The sequence below is a fragment of the Flavobacterium sp. FlaQc-48 genome (assembly GCF_044007335.1).
Taxonomy (GTDB): Bacteria; Bacteroidota; Bacteroidia; order Flavobacteriales; family Flavobacteriaceae; genus Flavobacterium.
In genome coordinates, this window is record NZ_JBIPCR010000011.1 from 100,871 (window position 1) to 125,467 (window position 24,597).

The following is a 24,597-nucleotide window of genomic DNA, read 5'->3' on the forward strand; positions in this document are numbered from 1 at the left end:
AAAAGTGATTCAGGCGGACCACTTAAAAATCTTTTCAACAAATCGTAATTCACAATTCGTATTTCGTTTTTTATATTTTACCTTTGACCTTTCAATAAAAACAAAGATTATGGTTTATAAATTTAGAGTAATTCTAGACGCCGAAGAAGATATTTTTAGAGACATTGCAATTCTTGAAGACGATACACTTGAGGATTTACACAATGCCATCTTCAACGCTTTTGGTTTTGACGGAATGGAAGTAGCTTCGTTTTATACCTGCGATGAAACTTGGAATCAGGAAGATGAAATTCCACTTTTTGATACCGGTGATGTTCCGGGCGAGCAAAGAACGATGAGCGATTATCCGTTATCTTCAATTTTGGATCAGGAAAACACCAAAATTATCTATGTTTACGATTTTATCAACATGTGGACTTTCTTAGTAGAACTGGCTGCGATTGAAGATCAGATTGCCGGAGCACCTTACCCTGAAACTTTATTCTCTCATGGGGAAATGCCGGACGAAGCCATCGAAAAAAACTTTGAAGCCGATATGCATGACGATATCTACGGAGAATTTGAAGATGATCTTGATGAAGACGATCTTGATATGTTTGAAGGAGACGACAGCTTTGAAGATTACGGCTTCGAGGAGAATTGGAATTAGTCTTTTGAGGTTCAAAGGTTCTGAGTAGCAAAGGTTCAAAGGTTTTATTTAAATCCGGATTATAAAAAGAACGATTTTTCTTATTTTTATGTTTAATTTTTTTAAATATAAAAACTATGAATACTTTTAGAAACCTTTTAATCTGGCAGAAATCGATGAATTTAGCGACAGAAGTCTACCAAATAACAAATTCATTCCCCAAAGAAGAAATTTATGGACTATCTTCACAAATAAGAAGAAGTTCAATATCAATACCAAGTAATATTGCCGAGGGTTACGGTAGAGATGGAAATAGTGATTATTTAAGATTTTTAAATATCTCAATTTCATCATTATTCGAAATGCAAACGCAACTTGAAATCTCATTCAATTTAAAGTATATAAACGAGAATCAATTCAACAAAATAAATGGAGAAAGCAGAGAAATAGAACGAATGCTAAGTGCTTTTATCAGAAAAATAAAAGATAGAAAATAACCTTTGTTCCTTTGAACCTCTGCTCCTCTGAACCTAATTAAAAACATGATCAACTTATTCAACACCCACATCGAGACGCTTGCGATACACCGCGTAGGAAACAAAAGCAGAAACGAAGCTATTTTTTTATCAGAACAGCCATTTAATTTAAATGATGAAATTGTTCCGCTGATAAAAGAGTACTTTTTTAAGCCTTTTAGAGAGAAAGAAGAAAACTATTATCAGTTTGCGCACGAAGTCGATCTGGATTACAACGACATGTTTAAATATGCTACTGAGATTTTTGACAATCCGGGTAATTTACAGGAGATTTCAAAAAGAATTACTACGCATTTATTCGAACAATCGAACCATCCGCACATTAAAAACGGAGAGGTTTATGTAACGTATTTAACCAATCTAAGTATTGACAATAATGTTGTTGACGCGATCGGAATTTTTAAAAGTGAACTACAGGCCGACTTTTTACAGTTTGAAGAAAAAAACAGTAACCTTGAAATGATTCTGCAACAAGGTATTAACCTGAGCAAATTAGACAAAGGATGTTTGATCTTTAATTATAAAAAAGAAGAAGGATACAAAATTTTAACGGTAGACAGCAACCGTTATGACGCCCGCTACTGGTTAGAGCACTTTTTATCTGTAGATGCTTTTGAAGATGAGAACTTCATCACTAAAAAATATTTAAAATTCTGCCAGAACTTTGCAAAAGATGTAGTTTTACCGGCAGAAGACAAAAAAGAAGAAGTAATGTTTATGAACCGATCTGTGAATTATTTCGCAAAAAATGATCAGTTTGAAGAGCAAAATTTCTTAAACGAAGTATTGGACAACCCTGATTTAATTCCTGAATTCAAAAATTATAAAGTTGATAAAGGAGAAAAATACAGCATCGAAGATGTAACCTCATTCCCTATTGCCAACGCAGCAGTTTCTGACGCCAGAAAATCGATTAAAAACGTAATTAACCTGGACACTCACATTCAGATTAAAATGGATTTTATCAATCCTGAAAGTGCAGAGAAATTCGTTGAAAAAGGCTGGGATGAAGAAAAACAAATGTATTACTACTTAGTGTATTTCAATAAAGAAGAAAAAAGCTAGGAGTTATTCATTTTCTATTACTTACTTACAAAAAACGGCAATTGCATTATGTAGTTGCCGTTTTTTTTATGTCTGTAAAATAGCGCCATCAGACTTTTTCATTTCTCTGTCGGTTTCAAAACTATAAGCCTTTATTTATTTGATGCAAAATAGACATTAATATTTTATTTAACATTTTTTTATATATTCGCCACGGATTTAATTTTAACAATTAAAATCTTAAACCAAAACAAATCTAACCAAACTGTCCCCAACATGAGCATAGTTTTCGGCCACCGAAATTTTAAAATCAGAGACATCTATCCACATGAATTAGGTTTAACAACCGATACTACTAATTTCAACATAGAAATTCGTCAAAAATATTTCCATATTTACTGGATTCCCTTTTTGGGATTAGGAAAAATATGGGCAATAAGAAAGAATGGTGAATTATATGAGCTTCCGGTGCAATACATTCAGGAAATCAAAAGGAGAAAAATAAAAGTCCGAAGCCCTTGGTATACCTACACCTGGCCCATCTTGATCTGTTTAGGATTTTTAATTTATGGGGTTAATGAACGGATAAAAGAAAATCGATGGCGCGAACAGGACATGAAGTCTTTTACAGAAAATATTCAAACCTTAAATTATGACATTGACCATGCGAAAGTCAATGAAATTTTTACACTGGACAATACGACCGAAGTTAGTTCTGAATCTGCAATGTATTTAAAGGTAGAGAAAATATACGCTGATAAAATTCTATTTACTTTAATCCCGGGCTTTTTTCTTGATTCATCGCAATTAGAATTAGAAGAATGTTACAATCAAAACAAAACTAATTTAGATACTATTTCTATAAAAAAAGCAGAATTAAAAAAGGCTATTAATAACGATTTTGAAGTTTCCAGAACCGGTAATTTTAAAGGCGTAACCTTATTAAACTCAAACAATAGCTACGCTATAGCAAAAATTGAGCAAAAATTTGAGCCTAAAATAAATATTGCCAAAACCTATATTGACTACAAAGTAATTCAAATTGAACTTACCAACAGTAGTACTGCTTTTAGGATTTTGTCTATTAAAAACATTTCAAATGCGATACCCTGGAATACTAAATTACCTTTTGAAGTAAACGCCGGAACAAAATCCAAGCCAACCGTATTTCTTCTGGAAAATACTGAAAATGAAAAATTTAGTTTTTACGGAAACAATTCTTATATAACCGAAATCAAAATATTAGATTCTAACAACATCGAATACACTTATCGTATTGACGGTAACGGTTCCTCGAATTCAATTACAAAAACTTAAACCCAAAACTATGAACATCAAACATCTAAAATGGTATTTTATCGCTATTTTGATTGTTGTATTGTGCTTCTGTCTGATCCCTGAAACCCAATACCACTCTTTTGGATTCTCAATCGGAATTGGAACTGCCGTATTAGCAGCTTTCTTTGTCTTTCTTGGTATAGCAGAAATTGATTCGTTTTCAGAAATAACCTATTATTCGGAAAATCCAAAATCTCAAGATGCTGCTACATTATTAATTCCGATTGCTATTTTTATAATTGGGACATTTTGGATCAATACCAATTTTAGCAATCGCCTTGAAGCAAAAATAAAGAAGGAAGGTGTAATTGCAAGAGCTACTATTGACAGTGGTTTTACTGAAATGACACAAACTTCAAGTGGTAACTATTCAGACAATACCCTTGCGCTAACGTTGACCACCGATGATAACAAGGAATACAAACTTGTAGCAGACAATGTCTCCGCAGAAGCGTATAGAAAAGTAGGCGTTGGACTGGATGTCGAAATCATTTATTTACCTCAAAACCCAAAAATTTTCAGGGTTTTAGTAGACGATCAATCTGTAAAAAAATTCAAAAATATTTCAAACCGGGATATCGAATTTAAAGATTTAGAAAAAATTATTACGGCAAAAGAACCTGAAAAACTGGAAAAATTATTAAATCAGATGAGTAGCGGCTGGCAACGGCACCAGACAGAAGAGGAAGGCTTTGGTTTTATTAATAACCTGAAAAAAGAGGTTGTTTTTATTAAACCGGCAAGCCATGCATTGTTTTATGTTCGTGAAAAAAACTATAATAGTGAAGCGTTTGAAATACCAAAAGAAAGAATCCTGAAAGAAGTATCTGATTCTGTCTCTGTTTTCTATGAACTTGATAAATATTTTGTTGAGAAACAAATTAAATACAAAAAGGGAGAAGAAAATGGATTTATCAATGTTGAAAATATAATGATGCGATTAAAATAAGTACCATACAACACTAAAGAAACCTCAATTACAAAACGTAATTGAGGTTTCTTTTTTATAAAAATGCTTTAAATCAGAACAACGAAAACATTGCTTTCAGAATATCATCATACACTTGCTTGTCTTTTTCGCCTGCCCGGGCCAAGACCCTAATTCCGGAATAATTGTTAAAGATAAAACGGGCTAATAAACGGGCATCCTGTTTCGTTGAAATCTGTCCTGAATCCTGGCCTTTTTTAACGGCATTATAAAAGACTTCTTCCATAATTTTGCGATTATCGGTTACTATAGCAGCAATTTCAGTATCATGCATAGCGAGTTCTACAGCAGAATTTACCATAAAACAGCCTTTTGTAATCCGGTCTTCAAGACTTTCTACTACTGCCAGTTTAAAGATTACCGTTAATGTTTCTTTGACATTTACCGATGTTTCGAGAATTTCTTTGATCCGGACATAATTACCATCATGATATCTTTTTAAGGCTTTTACAAAGAGTTTTTGCTTATCCCCAAAAGTATCATACAAACTGGAGCGGCTTAAACCCAAATGTGTTACCAAATCCTGAGCCGAAGTTCCGTTATAACCTTTGTGCCAGAATATTTCGATTGCCTTATCTAAAACCTGATCTTCGTTAAACTCTTTCGTTCTAGCCATGCTTCCAAAAAATTAATTATGATACAAAGATATTGAAAATACGGAACAATCGTTCCTGAATTAGTCCAAAAAATTATACGACTGCATTTACAGTAAGACCGCCATCTACAACAATTTCTGATCCGGTAATAAATGATGAATCGTCTGAGGCTAAAAACCCCACTGTTTTTGCAATTTCTGAAGCCTGAGCAAAACGTTTTAATAAAATTTTCCCGCCCAAAAGTGCACCAAATCCTTCTACCTCGGCTTTTTCTAAACCCAATTTACCATAAAGAGGAGTTTCAACAGGACCCGGAGAAACAGCATTTACCCTAATTTTTCTTGAAGCTAATTCTACAGCAAATACTTTATTCAATGATAAAACTGCGGCTTTACTGGCAGCATAAACACTTGAATTTGGCATTGCAAGGTGAGCATTTACTGAGGTATTGAAAATAATAGAACCTCCATCATTTAAAATTGGCAATAATTTCTGAACTGTAAAATAAGTTCCTTTCACATTTACATTCATGATACTGTCATAATGATCTTCTGAAGCTGAATCTACAGGGGCAAAAGAAGCAATCCCTGCATTTAAAAATACGATATCAATTTTTCCGTATTGTGCTTTTACCTGCTCTACCAAATGATCCAGGGACCTTAAATCAGACTGATCAGCAACGATTCCGGTAACGTTTAATTCTGTTTCGGCTTTTGCCAAAGCTTCTTTATTTCTTCCTGTTACAATTACTTTTGCTCCTTTTGCTGTTAATTCAGCTGCAGCTGCATACCCAATTCCGCTATTTCCACCTGTTACTATAGCTACTTTATTTTCTAAATTTTTCATTTTGCTTTATTATTAAGTTATTGATTATTCAATTATTATAGTACAAAGATATAATAACGGAACGATCGTTCCGTTATTATTGTTGTTAAAATTTAGTTAAAATAAAATACGTGCTTTGAGACCCGCAATTTTAAAGGCTTCTTATCTATCGAACTATAAATGAAAGAAATCATAAAATGTCAAACATTCTTAATTTATGCTTAATTTTGTATCCTAAAAACAAAAAAACAAATGGATCGTCTTTTACACAACGAAAGTCCTTTCGAAACGATAATCTCATTTCATAAATTAATTGAGTCATTTGAGCAAATTGCTTTATCTGATGTTGATTATCGCTCCAATTACGCCAAAGCAATTTTAAAAGAAGTTGAAGCCTATCCTGAATTCAGAACCGGGATACATGATTACAGCACCATTAAAAACAATGCTGCTTTAATCAAAAATTTAGTCGCAGATTTATTCCCTACTGCATTGACTAATAATGAAATAAAAGCTATTACCATTCCCTTCCAGAATTTATCTTTCAATTATACAGAGCGTTTCAGGAAAATCTTACGCAATGCAGGTGATGAATTTTATATGGAAATTCGTGATTTTGATGAGCATCAGTTTTACATTAACAACTGCTGTCTAATCCTGGCTATTTACTACAATCAGAAAATAGATTTTAATAAGCCTTTTTTCTATGACATTCCTGATGAAGACGGTGTAGAGAAACATTATCGCATTCTTTATAATGCTGATTTTATGGAGATAACTCCAACAGAGAATGCCGTACAATTAACTCAGGACGATATTGATCTGTTGATTGATAATTATAATGACATAGCGCTTTGGAAGTCTAAATTTCCTAAAGGAAGCTGGATTTTAAAAGGTTTTGGAATCGTTTCGTTATTTGATGCAACGATTGAAAGTGCTATCTCAAATCTAAAAAGTAATTTACTGAAACCCGATGCCAAAACAGTGGCAAGTGATGATATTATTACGAACATTTTTAAATCGATATTTAAAATATCAGATTTAAGAGTGGGATTTATTATTTACAATCCGGAAGAAGAAAAATTTATCAGACCGGTTAAATTTGACAATCAGCTGCAAAGTTTCTTACTTAAATCGGATCAGGAAGTCGATTGTAAAAATGCCTTTTTCGGATGTTCTTTTGAAAATCTTTTAGACAACAAAGAACCTCTGGTAATTTCCAATGTCAAAAAATTCATAGAAGAATCCTCCAACAGGAGACTTGGTGAGCATTTATTAAAACAAGGGATCCAGAGCTGCGTTTTTGCCCCGGTTATAAAAGACGGACATTTATTGGGCGTTGTAGAACTGGTTTCTAAAAATCCGCGTGAGCTGAATAGTGTAAACGCAACCAAACTCGAATTGATTTTACCGTATCTAACAGATACTATTGATCGCTACAATACTGATATGCAGCATCAGATTGAGGCTATTATACAACGAGAATATACTACAATTCACCCAAGCGTTTACTGGAAGTTCAAGAAAGAATCCCAAAATTATTTTCAAAATACAAATCATACAAAAGATTATATTTTTAAAGAAATTGTCTTTAAAAATGTGTTCCCGTTATACGGTCAAATCGATATTAAAAGTTCCTCTGAACATCGAAATGAAACTGTAAAAATTGATTTAAAAAATCAACTGTCTGCTTTATTGGAAATTTTTGATAATCAGAAACCAAACTCGAATCTGGTCCTTTTGGAACAACGAAAATTTGAACTGGAATCGCTTCGAAATGAATTGGATTTTCCTTTAAAAGCAGATACCGAACAGCATATTCAGCGTTATATTGAAGAAGAAATTCATCCAATATTAAAAAACACGAAGGAAAATGCTAAAAATCAAAAATTAGAAGAATTGTACTTTGCAACTCTCGATGAAAAAACAGGCATGTTTTATCAGGAAAGAAAGAAATTTGATAACGCAATGTCGATTATTAATAAAAGACTGGCTTCTGTTTTAGATAAAAAGCAAGTCGAAGCACAACAAATCTATCCGCATTACTACGAACGTTTTAAAACAGATGGTGTTGAGCACAATTTGTACATAGGCGCTTCAATTGCCCCAACAAAGCCTTTTGATATTATGTATTTGCATAATTTACGTTTGTGGCAATTGCAAACGTTATGCGAAATGGAATTAGAGCATCATCAACTTAAAGAATCCTTGCCATACGAATTAGATGTTACGTCACTTATTTTGGTTTTCAGTTCACCGCTTTCTATTCGTTTCAGAATGGATGAAAAACGTTTTGACGTTGACGGAACTTACAATGCGAGATACGAAGTCGTAAAAAAACGAATCGATAAATCGAACATCAAAGGGACGAATGAACGTATTACTGAAAAAGAAAAAATTACAATTGTCTATTCACAAAACAGTGAAGAAGCAGAATATTTAAAATACATTAAATACCTGCAACACAAGAAAGTTCTTGAACCGTCGATTGAACAATTTGAAGTTGAAGATCTTCAGGGTGTCTCAGGATTAAGGGCTATTCGGGTAAAAGTGATTAATAATACCGGAAATCCAACAGCAAAAAAAATTACTTATCAGGATTTATTAGACGAGCTCAACTAACGAGTTGAGCTTTTCTTATATAGATTTAAAGGCTATTACAAACGATATTACGGTAATAATAATTCCAACCATAAAAAAGTTGTAAGCAATTCGCAACAAATTATATTTTCGCTGTAAAACCAATCCCAGATAATATAAGTCTTTAATCATGTTAGAATAAAGATAATCACGGTCTTTCATCATTTCATTCATTGCCCAGTCGTATTCTTCTAAAGGCATTTTATAGAAATTTCCAAAAAACAATAAATTAATTTTTTTGTTTTCAATATCTTCTCTCGTAAAAACACCGGTAGTTACTTTTGGACGGGTCGAAAGAATGGCAAAGATTATCGTAATAACACTCGACATCAGCATAATGAAAGTTGGAATTACCAGATGCGCATTTTTAGGACTGTCTAATTTTGGGATAATAGACGATAGCGCAATGGAGATAATAATCGCATTTACAGATAACAAAATATTAGCCTTACTATCCGCAATACCGCTTAACCGCGTATGATTGCCTAAGGTAACTCTGAATAAAGTATCAACACCACGATCCGGTTTTTCTATTTTTTCTTTCTTTTTAATTTCGGCTTCAATTTTATCTGCTTCTTTTTTTTCCTGTTTTTGGATTTTCTTTTGTACAAGAAGCAGGTTTTTTTCTTTTAAAGGCTGCCATTTTTTTAACGCATAATCCGTATAAAAGCGGTGCCTGTTCATTAAAAAATTAAAGTTTTCTTTTGCCCATTCCGCATTAGAGAAATTCAAATTCCAGGTGTTTTTTAATTCAATACGCAATAACTCACAGGTAGTGGCATATTCCTCTCCCATAAGATGCGCAAAATCAGCATCCTTAATAATTTTTTCTAAATGAGTTTTGGGTATGTATTCCTTAACTGTGGCTAAAATCAAACTGGAAACAATCGCTATAAACTCATCTGATTGTCCTTTTTCTTTCAAAAAAGCAGTCGCAATTTTTACACTTTCTTCTTCGTGATTTTCATAACCTTCAATATAACCTGTATCGTGAAACCAGGCGGCCACTAAAAGCATTTCTTTTTCATCTCCTTTAACTTCTTCTTTTTTACAAAGCTCTTTTACTGCATTTACTACAGTTAAAGTATGGTTAAAATTATGGTAAGAATATAAATTAGAAAGTTTATCTTTGAGTAAATTACTGACGAAATCTTCGGATTGTTCTATTAGATTCATATAGAATATTTTTATACCACTAAATTATGAAATTGTTTTTGGATAATCATTTTATTGCTAAGATTAAAAACTATTCCCTAGCAATTACAACACTTATATTAATTCATTCCTGTGCAACACATAAGCCGCAATATGGAAAAAATGTTAGTGCCAACGAGACAGAGAACGCAACAGATACTATAAAAATTGCTCATACTTTTTATTTAGTTGGGGACGCCGGAAATGCCGATGAACAACAAGCACAGCAAACACTGGAACTTTTACATCAAAAGCTGAAAAAATCGAATAAAAAAGCCACTTTACTATTTTTAGGCGACAATATTTACCCAAAAGGTTTCCCGAGTGATAATAATGCCGAAGATAAAACTTTGGCCGAAACAAAACTCACTAATCAATTAAAATTAGCAAAAGGTTTTAAAGGGAAAACTATTTTTATTCCCGGAAATCACGATTGGTACAGCGGGATTAAAGGTCTGGAGCGTCAGGCTGATTTTGTGACTCAGTACTTAAATGATAAAAAAGCTTTTTTACCCAGAAAATCGTGTGCTATTGAAGATGTAAAAATTGACAGTACTGCGACATTAATCACTATTGACAGTGAATGGTTTCTGGAAGACTGGAACAATCACCCTACTATAAATGACAATTGTGATGTTAAAACCCGTGAAGACTTTTTCACCGAACTGGAAAGTATCTTGAATAAAAATCAGGAAAAAACCGTTATTCTGGCCATTCATCATCCTTTATTGAGCAACGGAACGCATGGCGGGCAGTTTTCGCTGGAAAAACAATTATTTCCTTTAGAGCAAAAAATTCCGCTTCCGATCATTGGATCTTTTATCAATTTACTTCGAAAAACATCCGGCGTTAGTCCGCAGGACCTTCAAAATAAGCAGTATACCATTTACGCAAAAAGGATTAAGACCCTTTTGCAAAAACAGAAAAATGTTATTGTAGTTTCAGGACACGATCATAACCTCCAATTTATCAGTAAAGAAAATATTCAGCAAATTATTAGCGGCGCCGGATCAAAATCAGAAGCTGCGAGAGCCATAAACGAAAATGATTTTTCGTACGGTGGAAATGGTTATGTGACTTTGACCTTATTTAAAAGCGGTGATGCAAAAGTCTCTTATTTTGGAAATGAAAACAATAAGGAGAAACTGCTTTTTGAGCGTGAAATTATCAAAGCCAAAGAAATTAACTGGGCTGCTGATATTCCAAATAATTTCCCTTCAAAAATCACGACTTCTATCTATTCCCAAAAAATGACGGATAAAAGTTTATTCCATAAATTTTTATTCGGACAACATTACAGAAAATATTACAGTATGCCAGTTGAAGTTAAAGTGGCGACTGTAGACACTTTAATGGGCGGATTAAAACCACTTCGTGAAGGTGGTGGGCATCAATCTATCTCCTTGAGAATGTCAGATCCAAAAGGAAGGGAATATGTAATGCGTGCCATGAAAAAAAGTGCAACTGTCTTTTTACAATCTGTGGCTTTTAAAGATCAATATATTGTAAACGATTTTGAAAAAACGTATACAGAGAATTTTTTATTAGATTTTTACACCACTTCTCATCCTTACGCCCCTTTTGTAACAGCGAGTATGTCTGACAAAATAGGCGTTTCGCATACCAATCCTGTTTTATATTATATCCCAAAGCAAAATGGTTTAAAAGAATTTAATGCCAGTTATGGTGATCAATTGTATATGGTGGAAGAAAGACCGGCCGACAATCACCTTGACGGAAAAAACTTTGGCCATCCATCTGACATCATTAGCACTGATGATTTGATGAAAAACCTTCATAAGGATGAGAAATATACTGTTGATGAAAAAGAATACATTAAGGCACGTTTGTTTGATATGCTCATTGGCGATTGGGACAGGCACAGCGATCAATGGCGTTGGGGCGAATACAAAAAAGACGGTAAAGTAATCTATAAGCCAATTCCAAGAGATCGGGATCAGGCATTTTCAAAATATGACGGAACCTTACTTTCCCTTTTAATGAATATTCCGGCCTTGCGACACATGCGTTCTTTCAAAACTAAAATTGACAATGTGAAGTGGCTGAACCGAGAACCATATCCGATGGATTTAGCTTTTCTAAGAACTGCCGAAGAAAAAGACTGGATTGCACAGGCAAAATACATTCAGGACAACTTATCTGACAGTGATATCGATAATGCTTTTAAAAGTATGCCAAAAGAAGTGCAGGATGAAACTGTTGAGGATATCAAAAGAAAATTAAAAAACAGAAAAAGAGAACTACAAAAATATGCTTCTGAATATTTTGATGTTTTAAGCCATACTATCATGATTGCCGGAACAGATAAAAAAGACAAATTTGTCATCAATCATAATGCTAAAAAAAGCATCGAAATTCAGGTCTTCCGCGTTAAAAAAGAAGGTGATGAATTGGTTTATACGAAAAATATAAGCGATGCAAAAACTAAAAATTTATGGATTTATGGTTTAGATGATAATGATATTTTTGAAGTAAAAGGCGATCAGAAATCAAAAATTAAAATCCGTTTGATTGGCGGTCAGAACAATGACACTTATAACATCGAAAACGGAAAAAGGGTTATAGTCTACGATTTTAAATCAAAAGAGAACACCTATAACCTGGATTCTAAAACCAAGACACAATTAACAGACGACTATAATGTTAATTTATACAATTACGAGAAACCGAAGTACAATGTTATTTCAGGTCTTCCCAATATTGGATATAATCCCGATGATGGTGTAAAAGTGGGTGTCAATATCAATTATACGGTAAATAATTTTAAGCAAAACCCATACACGCAAAGACATGTTTTAAATGCCTTCTATTATTTTGCTACAGGAGGTTTAGAATTCAATTATGCAGCGCATTTCCCCGGATTATTGGGTAAATGGGTAATTGATGTGGAATCGCAATATACAACACCAAATTTTGCCATGAATTACTTTGGGTACGGGAACGAAACTCAGAATCATGATGATGAGTTTGGTATGGATTATAACAGGGTTCGTATCCGAAAATTTAATGTTTCGGGAGCTATCAGGCATGTTGGACGATACGGAAGTGAATTTAGCTTACAGCCCATTTTGCAAAGAATGACCGTTGAAGATACGGATAACAGGTATATTGATCTACCTAATATTATTAACCCAAATGTATTTGACAACCAAACTTATGGAGGCTTAAAAGTAAAATATCAGTTTAAAAATTCTGATTTTGCAGCCAAACCAACATTGGGAATGTATTTTATGATTGCCGGAACCTGGACAGCAAACCTAAACGAAACCAAACAAAATTTCCCTACTCTGGAAAGTGTTCTTGGATTTACCCATAGAATTGATCACAACGGAAAGCTGATCTTGGCTACTTATGTGAAAGGAAAAGCAATCTTAAATAATAATTATGAATTTTATCAGGGTGCAACTTTAGGTGGCGATACTGATTTAAGAGGGTATAGAAACGAACGCTTCTTAGGAAGCTCTTATTTTTCTCAAAGTTCTGATTTGCGATTTAGCCTGGGTAAAATTCAACGTACCGTTGCTCCGTTAACATACGGGATTTTAGGTGGTTTTGATTACGGAAGAATCTGGCTTAACGGAGAAAACTCAAAAAAATGGCACCAGGATTATGGTGGCGGACTCTGGATAAACGCAATCAATATTTTAACAGCAAGGATTTCTTATTTTAAATCTCCTGATGAAGTAGGAAGGCTTATTTTTGGAGCAGCCTATAGTTTCTAGAAAAGGTTCAGAGTAACAAAGGTTTAAAGTTTTTTTGCCATGAATTCACGATTAGTACAATTAAATTCGTGAATTCATGGCATTTTTTTATTGCTTTAATTTAAACTCGTACACCTTACCTCCTACTTTATTTGTCTTTTCGTCAGCAATTAATAAAGTTGTGTTGTCTTTAAAAACAATTGCTTCTTTTTGGGAGAAATGATTCAGTTTTATTTCAGTCTGTGAACCTTTATGAAATAAATCCCCTTTAAAATCTTTAAACAAAACAATTTTATCGTGACTTAATAACGCTACTTTTTTTCCATCAGGACTTATCGTGCCACTTGTTAACACACAGTGATTGTAATTGTCACATGTTTTAAACACTCCAATTTTAGTCGCTTTTTGAGTTCCTGCCGCATTTTTAATTTTGTATATAAAAGCTGTTCCGTCAAAATTTTTGCTTCTGTTTTTGGTAAAAAGATAAAAATAACCTCCGTGTTCAAAGAAACTTTCTACATCGTAAAACAGCTCTTTTTTCTTTGGAGGGAACCCGGTTTGATCCGGATATGAAAATGAAATTTTATATTCGGCGACAGCCGTATCACTATTGAGCTGATTTTTATTGATTTTGTAAATACATAAATCTCTACGCTCGTTGTCATTATTTCCAAAATCCCCTATGTAAATATTGCCATTTTTATCTTTTGTAATATCTTCCCAATCGACATTTGTTGCATTTGAAATGGTAATCGTTTTAGCAATTTTTCCTTGCGTATTTAGTGCATAAATTGCATTTTTATTTCCGCTGTCTTCTAGCGTATACAGTAATTTTGTTTCAGGAAAATAAGTTATTCCGGAAACTTCTTTTAACTTTTTCGGAAGCGAATAGAGTGTTTTTAAATCATCATTTGATTGTTGCTGGCACGCTAATAAAACAATAGAAGCTACTACTAAAAAAGACTTTTTCATAAGATTGTATTTTTAATTCTGCGACACATTAAAAATTATTATCATTTCAGTAATAATTCCAGAATCTGCAGCAAATCATTTTAAACTAAATTTGTGTTTTTAAAATTACGAGTAATAAATTCAAATGCCGCCTGCATGATGTGCCCCATTGATCTGGCATTTTTAAATTTCATATCATTGGTATAGCGATACAGTTCCATTTTAAGCTGACTTAAATGTTCTTCTGTCGAAATGGTATCGTGACACATAATATTCAGGAGTTTTTTGATTCTGTTTTCGGCAGAATGGATCCGTTTAGCTAAAATGGCCCTCTCTTCATCTTTATACTGAATAATAGACCGGTCTTCCAGTTTCTCTTTTATCAATTTTATCATTGGATAATTTTCCTTAAAAAACTGGGGACGATACACTTTAAAATTCCCTTCGTAACATTGCTGATCGAAATCAATTGGCCTTATTTTATACACCACCTGATCAAAATCATGAATGGGGACAATCACATAATTATAAGCACGCATATCTCCTAAAAGCCTGATCATACAGCGCTCGTTAAACTTTACAAATTCTTTTGCAATTTGTGATTTTTCCATTTCAGTACAACTATCCAGTAGTGTATCCATAAAAACATCCCCCGGAATTCCAATAATATGTTCCTCGATCAAAGTATCTTTATAAACCAGAAAGTTGATCTTATCGGGCGAAAGGATATCTTCTAATTCTAATCCGTAAATTCTCGAAGCATCAGCTTTTTTAATATAAAAATGAACATAATTGTCGTTGAGAATATTACGAACTTTTATTCTAAAGGGTTTTGAATTTCCAAAAGTACAATAGTCTATGGCGTCAACATTTAAAAACTGAATGATCTCATTGTTTCCATCAGAATGTAAAAGCGAATATATTTTTTTTAGGTTTAAATCGATCTCATTTCGCTCAAATTCACTGTAATATACCCGAATCCATAAGGTATCGGTTTCGTTTTTATCATACACATTCACAGAACCGGAAAAACGCAATAAGTCGTCATAGAACACGGACACTTTTGAAATTCGTTCGTAGCGTTCTAAATAACTTAAAAGAGATTGCATCAAAGGGTAAGATGGTTTTTTTAAAACCATTAAAGGTTCGCTCATTTTGAATATCTTTATTACAAATTTACATTAAATAAAATTTAGCGTAACAATATTAAAGTTGAATCGTCATACTAAAAACTAAAACCGAAATAAATTTGGAAACCATCCTTACTATTGAAAATCTTCATAAAAGATACGGTCGCATTCAGGCCTTAAAAAATGTATCTTTTGAAATACAAAAAGGCCGTGTTTATGGCATCTTAGGCCCTAATGGAAGTGGAAAATCGACTACTCTTGGAATTGTACTGAATGTGGTAAACCGTACATCTGGACATTACAGCTGGTTTGGCGGAAAAGTGCAGACACATGAGGCTTTAAAAAAAGTGGGCGCCATTATAGAAAGACCCAACTTTTACCCGTACATGACAGCCGAAGAAAATCTAAAATTGGTCTGTAAAATAAAAAGCATCAATTACTCTAAAATCAGTGAAAAACTGGATTTAGTTGGTTTGACTGAAAGAAAAGACAGCACCTTTAGTACTTTTTCTTTAGGTATGAAACAACGTTTAGCCATTGCTTCGGCATTATTAAACGATCCTGAAATTTTAATTTTAGATGAACCTACCAATGGCTTAGATCCACAGGGAATTCACCAAATTCGTGATATTATCAGAAAAATTGCTTCTCAGGGAACTACTATTTTACTGGCTTCACATTTGTTGGATGAAGTAGAAAAAGTATGTTCGCATGTAATTGTTTTACGAAAAGGAGAAATTTTATATTCGGGTTCTGTTGATGGAATGTCTGCAAACGAGAGCTTTTTTGAAATTATGGCAGATGATGCTCTTTTGTTAAAGAATACCCTTAGTTCACATTCAGCCGTTGAAAAAATTGTGGAAGAAGACGGGAAAATTTTGGTTTACCTAAAATCTGATTTGTCAGCTTCAGAATTAAATCAGTTTTTATTTTCTAAAAATATTACACTCACCCATTTGGTAAAGCGTAAAAATAGTTTAGAAGCTCAATTTTTAGAATTAACCAAAAACAATTAAACCATGAAAAGACTTATCGCTATAGAATTACAAAAAATCTGGAAAAATAAAGCCAGTCGTGTATTAACCTTAACTTATTTTATTTTACTATCCTTTATTGCACTCATTGCTTCGATTAAATTTGAGTTTGGTGTTATTAAAATTCATTTTGCTGAAATGGGTATTTTTAATTTCCCATACATCTGGCACTTTAACACGTATATTGCGGGATGGCTTAAGTTTTTCCTGGCCATTGTTATTGTTTCTATGATGGCCAACGAATATAGCTATGGTACTTTAAAGCAAAACCTTATTGATGGTTTAAGTAAAAAAGAATTCATTTTATCAAAATTCTTGACAGTCGTCCTTTTTGCCTTGTGCTCTACCATTTTTGTTTTTGTAATGAGCCTAATTCTGGGGTTATCCTTTTCATCCTATACAGAATTTGGTATTATTTTCTCTGAACTGAGTTATCTTCTAGCCTTTTTTGTTAAGCTTCTGGGTTTTTTCTCGTTCTGTTTATTTTTAGGAATTTTAATAAAGCGTTCTGCCTTTGCCTTAGGGTTCCTTTTTGTATGGTTTTTTATCGAATCTCTTTTAAAATTACTTTTTGCCTTTACCATTTTCCCTAATAGCGATAAAGACAAATATTTTACTCAGTTTCTTCCTTTAGAATCAATGTCTAATCTAATTGTAGAACCTATTTCAAGATTATCGTTAATAAAAAGTATCGGGAACCAAATGGGAGTCCAGAACGTTAAAGATTATAGCGTCAATTATTTCACTATTTTGATTGTTTTAATCTGGACATTTTTATTCATATACTTTTCTTACAAGCTATTAAAAAATAGAGATTTGTAGTATATTTGTAAGACTATGAACTATTTTAAAGTCTTTTTGTTTACTTTATTTATGTGCTTTTTTTCTATTGGAATGAAGGCCCAAAATATTGTGGTAGATGCCTCAAAAACACCCGAAGAATTAGTAAAAAACATTTTAATTAACAGTTCCTGTATTAATATCGGAACTGTTAATGCATCTGGAAACCCCAGTAATACCGGACAAAGTTATGCTTATTTTAATTCCGGAACGAGTAGTTTCCCTTTTACGGGAGGAATAGTTTTAAGCACATCGGCAAGTAAACATGCTGCCGGTCCTTTTATACAGGCCAACTCCGAAGGATTTACAAACAATAACTGGCCAGGGGATCCGGATCTGAATCAGGCATTAAACAATACACAAAGCAGACAAGCAACAGTTTTGGAATTTGACTTTTTAGCTTTGACAAACTCGATAAGTTTCAATTATGTCTTTGCATCAAATGAATATCAAACCTATTATCCTTGTGTTTATTCTGACGGATTTGCTTTTCTGATAAAAGAGGCAAATACTACAGATCCGTATCAAAACTTAGCGGTATTACCAAACACCACTATACCTGTTTCTTCTACTACAGTTCACCCCAAAATTAATCCGGTTTTCATCAACGCAACCACTTATCCCGGATGTGATCCTTTAAACGAGAATTTTTTCAATGGATACAATACGAATACCAGTCCTATAAATTATGCCGGTCAGACAGTCGTAATGAATGCTCATGCTGAAGTTGTTCCTAACAAAACCTATCATTTAAAACTGGTGATTGCAGATGATCCAACCGGACAGTACAATTCTGCTGTTTTTATAGAAGCCGGTAGTTTTGCTTCGACAATTAATTTTGGAACTGATAAAACAATTGCAAATAATAATCCGGCTTGTTTTGGAGAAGATATAATTCTAGATACGCATCTAGACAATACCAAATATACTTTTAAGTGGTTAAAAAAGGATGCTTCTAACAATTACAATGAAATTACCCCTGTAGAAACCGGATCTGTTTATACCGTTAAATCAACAGGAGACTATCGCGTTGAAGCCACTTTAACCGGTACAACTTGTGTGGCGACAGGAAACATTAAAATTGAATATGCCCCGGAAATTCTTTCTGCCAACAGTTCGATATTACAATGTGATGACAATACTGACGGGATTTCAATTTTCAATTTAACCAAAGTAGATAATATCGTCAAAAACAATGTTGCCGCAACCCTAAATAAAGGGTACTACGAATCCCTGGCTGATGCCCGGACCAAAACAAACCCAATTTTAACCCCTGAAAAATATACTAATAAAGCCCCTGGTCAAATTGTTTTTGCCAGACTTGAAAACGAATATGGATGTTTTAAAATTGCCGAAGTAACGCTTCAAATCTCAAACACCACTATTGCCAATCAAAACCCATTCGCGACTTGTGATGGAGATGAAAATCAGGATGGCCTTTATCAATTTGATTTAAGCACAGAAATTACACCAAAGGTTTCTGCCGGATTACCCAACGGAATCGTTTTTAATTATTATTTAAATACCAACGATGCTTTAGCAGATGCAAATGCATTACCAAACATCTTTAAAAATACGACACCGTTTAGCCAGATTATTTATGCCAAAGCTACTAATGGATCTGATTGTTATGACATTTTACCCATCACCCTTGTTGTAAACACCTTTAATCCTCCAAACTTTGAAGATGAGTCTAAATATTTGTGTAAAGACGATCAAATAATTTTAAGTGTAGCTCCAGGTTATGCCAGTTATTTATGGGACGCAGGAAGTACTGATAATTATATTACCGTTAATGCAGCCGGTGATTATTCAGTAATCGTAAAAGATATAAATGGTTGTGAAAAAACAAAAAAATTTAAAGTCATTCTATCTGAACAAGCTCTTATAACAGATGCGGTGATTAAAGATTTTTCCGGTGATGAAAATTCGGTATTAATTAAATATACAGGAGTTGGCAATTACGAATTTTCATTAGACGGGACTATTTATCAGGATGAAGCTCTATTCAATAGTGTAAAACCAGGAGTTTATACTGCTATAGCAAAAGATAAAAATGGTTGCGGATCTTCTAATCTATTTTCAGTATATGTGGCGGATTATCCCAGATTTTTCACTCCAAACGGAGACGGATATAATGATTTGTGGTTTATTAAAAATGCTGACCAGTTACCGGATTATAAAATTTCTATTTTTGACCGTTACGGAAAATTACTAAAACAGATGGACCAAAACAGCACAGGCTGGAACGGACTATTTAATAGTCAGCAATTGCCTTCTGATGACTATTGGTTTAATTTAAACTTTGCTGATGGCAGAGTTATAAAAGGCCATTTCAGCTTAAAACGATAATTTTTTCTTTGATCCGGATAAAGCAATAACTATATCTTTTTTTTAAAATTTATCATCACAAATTCAATTTTTAAAATTTTAAAAAGAAAAAATCTTTATTTTAAAAGAAATTAAAATAAACCTTATTTTGGCTTAGGCAATTCAATTCATTAAAAAGCCATTAGCCAAGCCAATGAAAAAAACATTACTTTTTATGTTGTTCCTGTTTTGCACAGTAAATTGTTTCTCACAATTTAGCAAAACACATTATATTCCTCCATTGGTTTCTGTTACAGGATTTGCAGAAGATCAGTATCTGTACATCTCAACTCCGAATGTGACGAATGTAAATTTTAAAATCATAGCCAATGGCGGAAGTGTAATTACAGGAACTGTAAACAATAACAATCCTTACCGATATTATATTGGTACAGGTCTTAATACGCAATTGTTTACTCCTTTAAACAGTCTTGGCATCGTAGCCAATCGCGGTTATATTATTGAAGCTGAAGACTTAATTTATGTAAGTGCCAGAGTCAATGCCGGCCGCAACGAGCAAGGAGGCTATAATCATGCCGGCGGATTGGTTTCTAAAGGAAACAGTGCCCTGGGCAACACTTTTAGGTTAGGCGCAATGCTAAACCCGCTTTTTGATGCAACATTATTGAATTTTGCCTCCATCATGGCTACAGAAAACGGAACCAAAATAACCATTTCAAATATTCAAAACGGCACCCAGCTTTTAGACGGAACCATTATTTCCGGGCCAATAACTGTTACCCTAAACAAAAACGAAAGTTATGTCCTGGCTTTAAAAAACTATAATGATGCTATTAATGTATTAAATAGTTCTAAAATGATTGGGGCACTGGTTGTTTCAGATAAACCGGTGGTAGTCAATTCCGGTTCGTTTGGCGGAAGCAACAGTATCGTATTAGGACCAACCCAAAATGGTGGTTTAGCTCCTGTAGGAAGAGATGTAGGTTTTGATCAAATTGTTTCATTAGAAAAAACAGGAAAAGAATATATCTTTATTAAAGGTCTTGGAACAGATGAACTGGAACGTGTTTTATTAGTAGCACACTATGATAATACAGAAATATTTCTCAATGGTTCTTCTGCTTCATACACTACACTTAATAGCGGAGAATACGTAGCCATTGACGGAAGCCTGTTTAGTAACGGAAGTTTATATGTAAAAACATCCGCTAACGTGTTTGCTTATCAAAGCATTGGAGGAAACGAAAGTCCTGCCAATCAAAATTTATTTTTTGTTCCCCCTATAAATTGTGCAACACCCAATACAGTAGACAACATCCCCCAAATCCAGTCTATTGGCAATAATACTTTTACTGGTTTTCTAAATATTGTGACCGAAACCGGTGCTACAGTTTTATTAAATAACACTCCCATAACGGCTCCATCTGTTGCAATCCCGGGAACAACAGCATTTGTGCGCTATAACGTCGCAGCTTTATCTGGCAATATAGCGATCAAATCAACAAAGCAAGTATATGTTTCTTATTTTGGGACCAATGGAGCTGCAACTTATGGGGGCTATTATTCAGGTTTTGACTTAAAACCGGAAATTGTAAGTGGTAAAATTGCCTTAACCGGATCAGCATGCATCCCAAATGTATCTTTAAAAATCAATTCTTTATCATCTTATGACACTTTTCAATGGTACAAAGATGATGTTATAATCCCAGGAGAAACTAAAAACAACTTCACTCCTGCCCAACCTGGTTTTTATCAGGTAAGAGGAAGTATTTCAGGTTGTCTAAGTAATATTTTCTCAGACAAAATTCCGGTAAGCTTATGCCCTCTTAATCTTGACAATGATTTAGTAAACGACAATATAGATATCGATTATGACAACGACGGCATAACAAACTGCACCGAATCTTATGGAGATATGCCTATAAATATCTCAAATCCAAGTGCAGGCCTGGTAAAAGCAGGAACTTATTCCAATTCTTTTCTGGGTACAATTGCCAACACAATACCTGCCGCCACAGTTCCTTTTACAGGAAACACAGATGGAAGTTTTGTTACTGAAGTTATGGCTGGAAAAGATTTTTCGGCCAGCTATAGCATGAATTTTGCAAAACCCATAAATCTTAGGTTAGAATATGCCGCTACTGCAAATACAACCGATTTATTAAACTCTGATTCCGAATACAGTATCAACTCAGACATTGATAAAACTGTTACTGTACTGAATCCTGATAATCAATTATTAATTGACACCAATTATGATGGAATTTACGAAAGTGGCATTACTCAGTTCTCTTCTTTCGAAATTCGTTTCAGATTAAACGGAACTGTTCCGTTACCGGCCGGAACAGGCACATTCAAATTTCAATCTTATCAAACGCAGTCCTTAAAAATTACACATAAAAACCTGTTGGATACTGCCGGAAACAAATCAACATTTAGACTTATTGCCACTTGTGTACCAAAAGATACTGATGGCGACGGAATTCCTGATCAGGTAGATTTAGATTCAGACAATGATGGTATCCCGGATGCCATTGAATCACAAATAAAACCAATAGCTCTATCTAACACTGATACCAATCTGGATGGAATGGATGACATTTTTAGCCTTTCCGTACCACCAATTGATACTGATAATGATGGTGTTCCAAATTATCTTGATCTGGACAGCGACAATGACGGTATATACGATTTGGCCGAGTCAGGAAGTAATGCTCCTGATCTTAACAAGGACGGAATTATTGACGGAAATGCTTTTGGAACCAATGGATTATCAGATTCTTTAGAAACAAGTCCCGATAGTGGCATCTTAAACTATACTGTTTCAGATGCTGATAGCGATGGCCTAAAAAATTATACTGAAATTGACAGTGACAACGATGGTTGCAATGATGTTACAGAAGCCGGATTTACAGATCCGGATCTTGATGGTCAATTAGGAAATATACCGGTTATGATAAACCCTCGTGGAGCCGTAACCAGTGGAACCGATGGGTATACCACTCCTAACATGAATTATATTCATTTTGCTGCTCCTATTTTAACTACTCAACAACCCGCGAACCAAACAGTTTGTGAATCGCAAAAAGCTACTTTTAGTATTGTCTCAGATGCGGATACTTTTCAATGGCAACTTTCTACGGACAGCGGAAAGACATGGACTACATTGACTGATAATACAAATTATTCCGGAACAAAAACTGCAGCTGTAACGATCCAAAAAGCAAATACTGCCATGAATGATTACCTATATCGTGTTCAATTAAACCGCTATAATAATGCGTGCGGATTAATCTCTTCTAACGCTGTAAAACTAAGTCTTTTTGCTTTACCTATTTTAAACTCTCCAATTACTCTGGTTCAATGTGATGATGATACTGACGGGATTTCCAACTTTAATATAACCGAAAAAAACAGTTTTATTTCAGCCAATTCTACTAACGAAATATTCTCTTACTATACGACTTTGCCAGGTGCAAACACAAAAGACCCTGCTGCATTAATTGCAAATCCCCTTGCGTTTTCAAGTACCAGCAATAAAAATATCTGGGTAAGAGTGGAGAATTCAAATGGATGTTTTTCGGTCGCTCAATTAAATCTGGTAGTTTCAACAACGCAAATCAATCCAAATTTTAAAAGGTTGTTTACCGTTTGCGACGATTTTATCGATGCCGCTAATAGTGACATAGACGGAATTGCAACCTTTGATTTTAGCAGTGTAACAAATGACATTCAGGGCATGCTTCCTTCTTCTGGTGCAAATTATTCCATAAAATATTATACTGGTGAAACTGATGCTTTAGCAGAAATCAATGCTATAACAGATCCTTCAAGTTATAGAAATACAATAGCAGACCAACAAAAAATTTGGGTTCGTGTTGACAGCAATCTGGACAATGCCTGTTTTGGATTAGGAGCATATATAACCCTAAAAGTAAATCCAAAACCCAACATTGACACCAGCAGTAATCTGGTTGCAGATAAATTAGTATGCTCGAATTTACCTTCTTTTTTTATACAACTTGATGCAGGAATTATAGGAAATGTCACTGCCGGCAATTATACCTATATCTGGTCAAAAGATGGAAATGTAATTCCAGGCGAAACCCATGAAACCTTAGATGTAAATGAAGAAGGCAAATACACCGTAGAAGTTTTTACAAAAGACGAAAACAGCTGCAGCAGAACCCGAAACATTACTGTAGCTGCCTCTGATATTGCACATCTGGATTCTGTTTCTATCTCAGACCTGTCAGATTATAATACTGTTCAGGCAAACGTTTCGGGAACCGGGGATTATGAGTACAGTATTGATGAGTCCACTGGTCCTTTTCAGGAATCTAATTTCTTTGAAAATATTCCTTCCGGCATTCATGAACTCTATATTCATGATAAAAATGGTTGCGGAACCATTTCAAAAACTATAGCAGTACTTGGAGTTCCTAAATTTTTCACCCCAAATAACGATGGTTATAACGACTATTGGAACATAAAAGGAGTAAATGAAGCTTTTAATTCTGGTGCCAAAATTCTTGTTTTTGATAGATATGGTAAATTAATCAAGCAAATCACCACTTCAGGCAACGGGTGGGACGGAACCTACGCAGGCAGTCCAATGCCCGCAGACGATTATTGGTACACTTTGAAACTAGAAGATGGTCGCGAAGTAAAAGGTCATTTTAGTCTTAAAAGATAACGAATAGAACATTCCAATGATACAGATTTAAAAAAACGAAAAAGCATTACAGATCATTTTAGCTTAAAAAGATAAAAATTCTTTTTAATTTACATATTACACGA

16 protein-coding genes are annotated in these 24,597 nt (G+C 34.0%); 11 read left to right on the plus strand and 5 right to left on the minus strand.

Annotated elements, in window-relative coordinates:
- Positions 1-109: 109 nt before the first annotated feature.
- The 5 genes from ACHRWY_RS17450 to ACHRWY_RS17470 all read left to right on the plus strand — a co-directional run bounded on the left by ACHRWY_RS17450 (position 110) and on the right by ACHRWY_RS17470 (position 4,495).
- Positions 110-649: a hypothetical protein gene (locus ACHRWY_RS17450; RefSeq protein WP_395356389.1), complete on the plus strand. Its 540-nt coding sequence runs from the start codon at positions 110-112 to the stop codon at positions 647-649.
- Positions 650-765: 116 nt separating this feature from the next.
- The gene (locus ACHRWY_RS17455) at positions 766-1,125 is read left to right on the plus strand and encodes a four helix bundle protein (RefSeq protein WP_395356391.1); all 360 of its coding nucleotides are present in this window, start codon (positions 766-768) and stop codon (positions 1,123-1,125) included.
- 45 nt (positions 1,126-1,170) lie between these two features.
- Complete coding sequence (locus ACHRWY_RS17460) at positions 1,171-2,229, plus strand: nucleoid-associated protein (protein ID WP_316633601.1); 1,059 nt, start codon at positions 1,171-1,173, stop codon at positions 2,227-2,229.
- A gap of 255 nt (positions 2,230-2,484) precedes the next feature.
- Entirely contained in the window at positions 2,485-3,525 is a 1,041-nt protein-coding gene (locus ACHRWY_RS17465) for a hypothetical protein (RefSeq protein WP_395356392.1), read from the plus strand.
- A 10-nt stretch (positions 3,526-3,535) separates the two neighbouring features.
- Entirely contained in the window at positions 3,536-4,495 is a 960-nt protein-coding gene (locus tag ACHRWY_RS17470) for a hypothetical protein (protein ID WP_395356394.1), read from the plus strand.
- Positions 4,496-4,568: 73 nt separating this feature from the next.
- Here ACHRWY_RS17470 and ACHRWY_RS17475 read toward each other — a convergent pair whose 3' ends face one another.
- Positions 4,569-5,150, minus strand: a complete 582-nt coding sequence (locus ACHRWY_RS17475) for a TetR/AcrR family transcriptional regulator (protein WP_395356396.1) — start codon at positions 5,148-5,150, stop codon at positions 4,569-4,571.
- A gap of 73 nt (positions 5,151-5,223) precedes the next feature.
- Positions 5,224-5,976 carry an SDR family oxidoreductase gene (locus ACHRWY_RS17480; RefSeq protein ID WP_395356398.1) on the minus strand — a complete coding sequence of 251 codons (753 nt, stop codon included), beginning with the start codon at positions 5,974-5,976 and terminating at the stop codon, positions 5,224-5,226.
- Positions 5,977-6,207: 231 nt separating this feature from the next.
- On the opposite strand from ACHRWY_RS17480, the gene ACHRWY_RS17485 reads away from it, so the two are divergent.
- Positions 6,208-8,577: a GAF domain-containing protein gene (locus ACHRWY_RS17485; RefSeq protein ID WP_395356400.1), complete on the plus strand. Its 2,370-nt coding sequence runs from the start codon at positions 6,208-6,210 to the stop codon at positions 8,575-8,577.
- 15 nt (positions 8,578-8,592) lie between these two features.
- On the opposite strand, the gene ACHRWY_RS17490 is transcribed toward ACHRWY_RS17485, so the two are convergent.
- Positions 8,593-9,771 (minus strand): Pycsar system effector family protein, encoded by a 1,179-nt coding sequence (locus ACHRWY_RS17490; RefSeq protein WP_395356402.1) that lies wholly within the window; start codon positions 9,769-9,771, stop codon positions 8,593-8,595.
- A gap of 26 nt (positions 9,772-9,797) precedes the next feature.
- Between ACHRWY_RS17490 and ACHRWY_RS17495 the strand changes: the two genes are divergently transcribed.
- Entirely contained in the window at positions 9,798-13,532 is a 3,735-nt protein-coding gene (locus ACHRWY_RS17495; protein WP_395356404.1) for a metallophosphoesterase, read from the plus strand.
- Positions 13,533-13,619: 87 nt separating this feature from the next.
- On the opposite strand, the gene ACHRWY_RS17500 is transcribed toward ACHRWY_RS17495, so the two are convergent.
- Entirely contained in the window at positions 13,620-14,483 is an 864-nt protein-coding gene (locus tag ACHRWY_RS17500; protein WP_395356405.1) for an SdiA-regulated domain-containing protein, read from the minus strand.
- Positions 14,484-14,563: 80 nt separating this feature from the next.
- Entirely contained in the window at positions 14,564-15,616 is a 1,053-nt protein-coding gene (locus ACHRWY_RS17505) for a hypothetical protein (protein WP_395356407.1), read from the minus strand.
- A gap of 95 nt (positions 15,617-15,711) precedes the next feature.
- Here ACHRWY_RS17505 and ACHRWY_RS17510 point away from each other — a divergent pair, with 95 nt between their 5' ends.
- From ACHRWY_RS17510 to ACHRWY_RS17525, 4 genes are all read left to right on the plus strand, one after another.
- On the plus strand, positions 15,712-16,608 hold the full coding sequence (locus tag ACHRWY_RS17510; protein ID WP_395356408.1) for an ABC transporter ATP-binding protein: 897 nt from the start codon (positions 15,712-15,714) through the stop codon (positions 16,606-16,608).
- A gap of 3 nt (positions 16,609-16,611) precedes the next feature.
- Positions 16,612-17,448: an ABC transporter permease gene (locus tag ACHRWY_RS17515; RefSeq protein WP_395356409.1), complete on the plus strand. Its 837-nt coding sequence runs from the start codon at positions 16,612-16,614 to the stop codon at positions 17,446-17,448.
- Between the two features lie 15 nt (positions 17,449-17,463).
- Positions 17,464-19,818: a choice-of-anchor L domain-containing protein gene (locus ACHRWY_RS17520; RefSeq protein WP_395356411.1), complete on the plus strand. Its 2,355-nt coding sequence runs from the start codon at positions 17,464-17,466 to the stop codon at positions 19,816-19,818.
- Between the two features lie 172 nt (positions 19,819-19,990).
- Positions 19,991-24,493 carry a T9SS type B sorting domain-containing protein gene (locus ACHRWY_RS17525; protein WP_395356412.1) on the plus strand — a complete coding sequence of 1,501 codons (4,503 nt, stop codon included), beginning with the start codon at positions 19,991-19,993 and terminating at the stop codon, positions 24,491-24,493.
- Positions 24,494-24,597: the final 104 nt, after the last annotated feature.

Coding starts and splice junctions, on each gene's coding strand:
- ACHRWY_RS17475 (WP_395356396.1), bottom strand. CDS start 5,150: ATGGCTAGAACGAAAGAGTTTAACGAAGATCAGGTTTTAGATAAGGCA.
- ACHRWY_RS17480 (WP_395356398.1), bottom strand. CDS start 5,976: ATGAAAAATTTAGAAAATAAAGTAGCTATAGTAACAGGTGGAAATAGC.
- ACHRWY_RS17450 (WP_395356389.1), top strand. CDS start 110: ATGGTTTATAAATTTAGAGTAATTCTAGACGCCGAAGAAGATATTTTT.
- ACHRWY_RS17520 (WP_395356411.1), top strand. CDS start 17,464: ATGAACTATTTTAAAGTCTTTTTGTTTACTTTATTTATGTGCTTTTTT.
- ACHRWY_RS17485 (WP_395356400.1), top strand. CDS start 6,208: ATGGATCGTCTTTTACACAACGAAAGTCCTTTCGAAACGATAATCTCA.
- ACHRWY_RS17515 (WP_395356409.1), top strand. CDS start 16,612: ATGAAAAGACTTATCGCTATAGAATTACAAAAAATCTGGAAAAATAAA.
- ACHRWY_RS17505 (WP_395356407.1), bottom strand. CDS start 15,616: ATGAGCGAACCTTTAATGGTTTTAAAAAAACCATCTTACCCTTTGATG.
- ACHRWY_RS17500 (WP_395356405.1), bottom strand. CDS start 14,483: ATGAAAAAGTCTTTTTTAGTAGTAGCTTCTATTGTTTTATTAGCGTGC.
- ACHRWY_RS17525 (WP_395356412.1), top strand. CDS start 19,991: ATGAAAAAAACATTACTTTTTATGTTGTTCCTGTTTTGCACAGTAAAT.
- ACHRWY_RS17455 (WP_395356391.1), top strand. CDS start 766: ATGAATACTTTTAGAAACCTTTTAATCTGGCAGAAATCGATGAATTTA.
- ACHRWY_RS17490 (WP_395356402.1), bottom strand. CDS start 9,771: ATGAATCTAATAGAACAATCCGAAGATTTCGTCAGTAATTTACTCAAA.
- ACHRWY_RS17465 (WP_395356392.1), top strand. CDS start 2,485: ATGAGCATAGTTTTCGGCCACCGAAATTTTAAAATCAGAGACATCTAT.
- ACHRWY_RS17470 (WP_395356394.1), top strand. CDS start 3,536: ATGAACATCAAACATCTAAAATGGTATTTTATCGCTATTTTGATTGTT.
- ACHRWY_RS17460 (WP_316633601.1), top strand. CDS start 1,171: ATGATCAACTTATTCAACACCCACATCGAGACGCTTGCGATACACCGC.
- ACHRWY_RS17495 (WP_395356404.1), top strand. CDS start 9,798: ATGAAATTGTTTTTGGATAATCATTTTATTGCTAAGATTAAAAACTAT.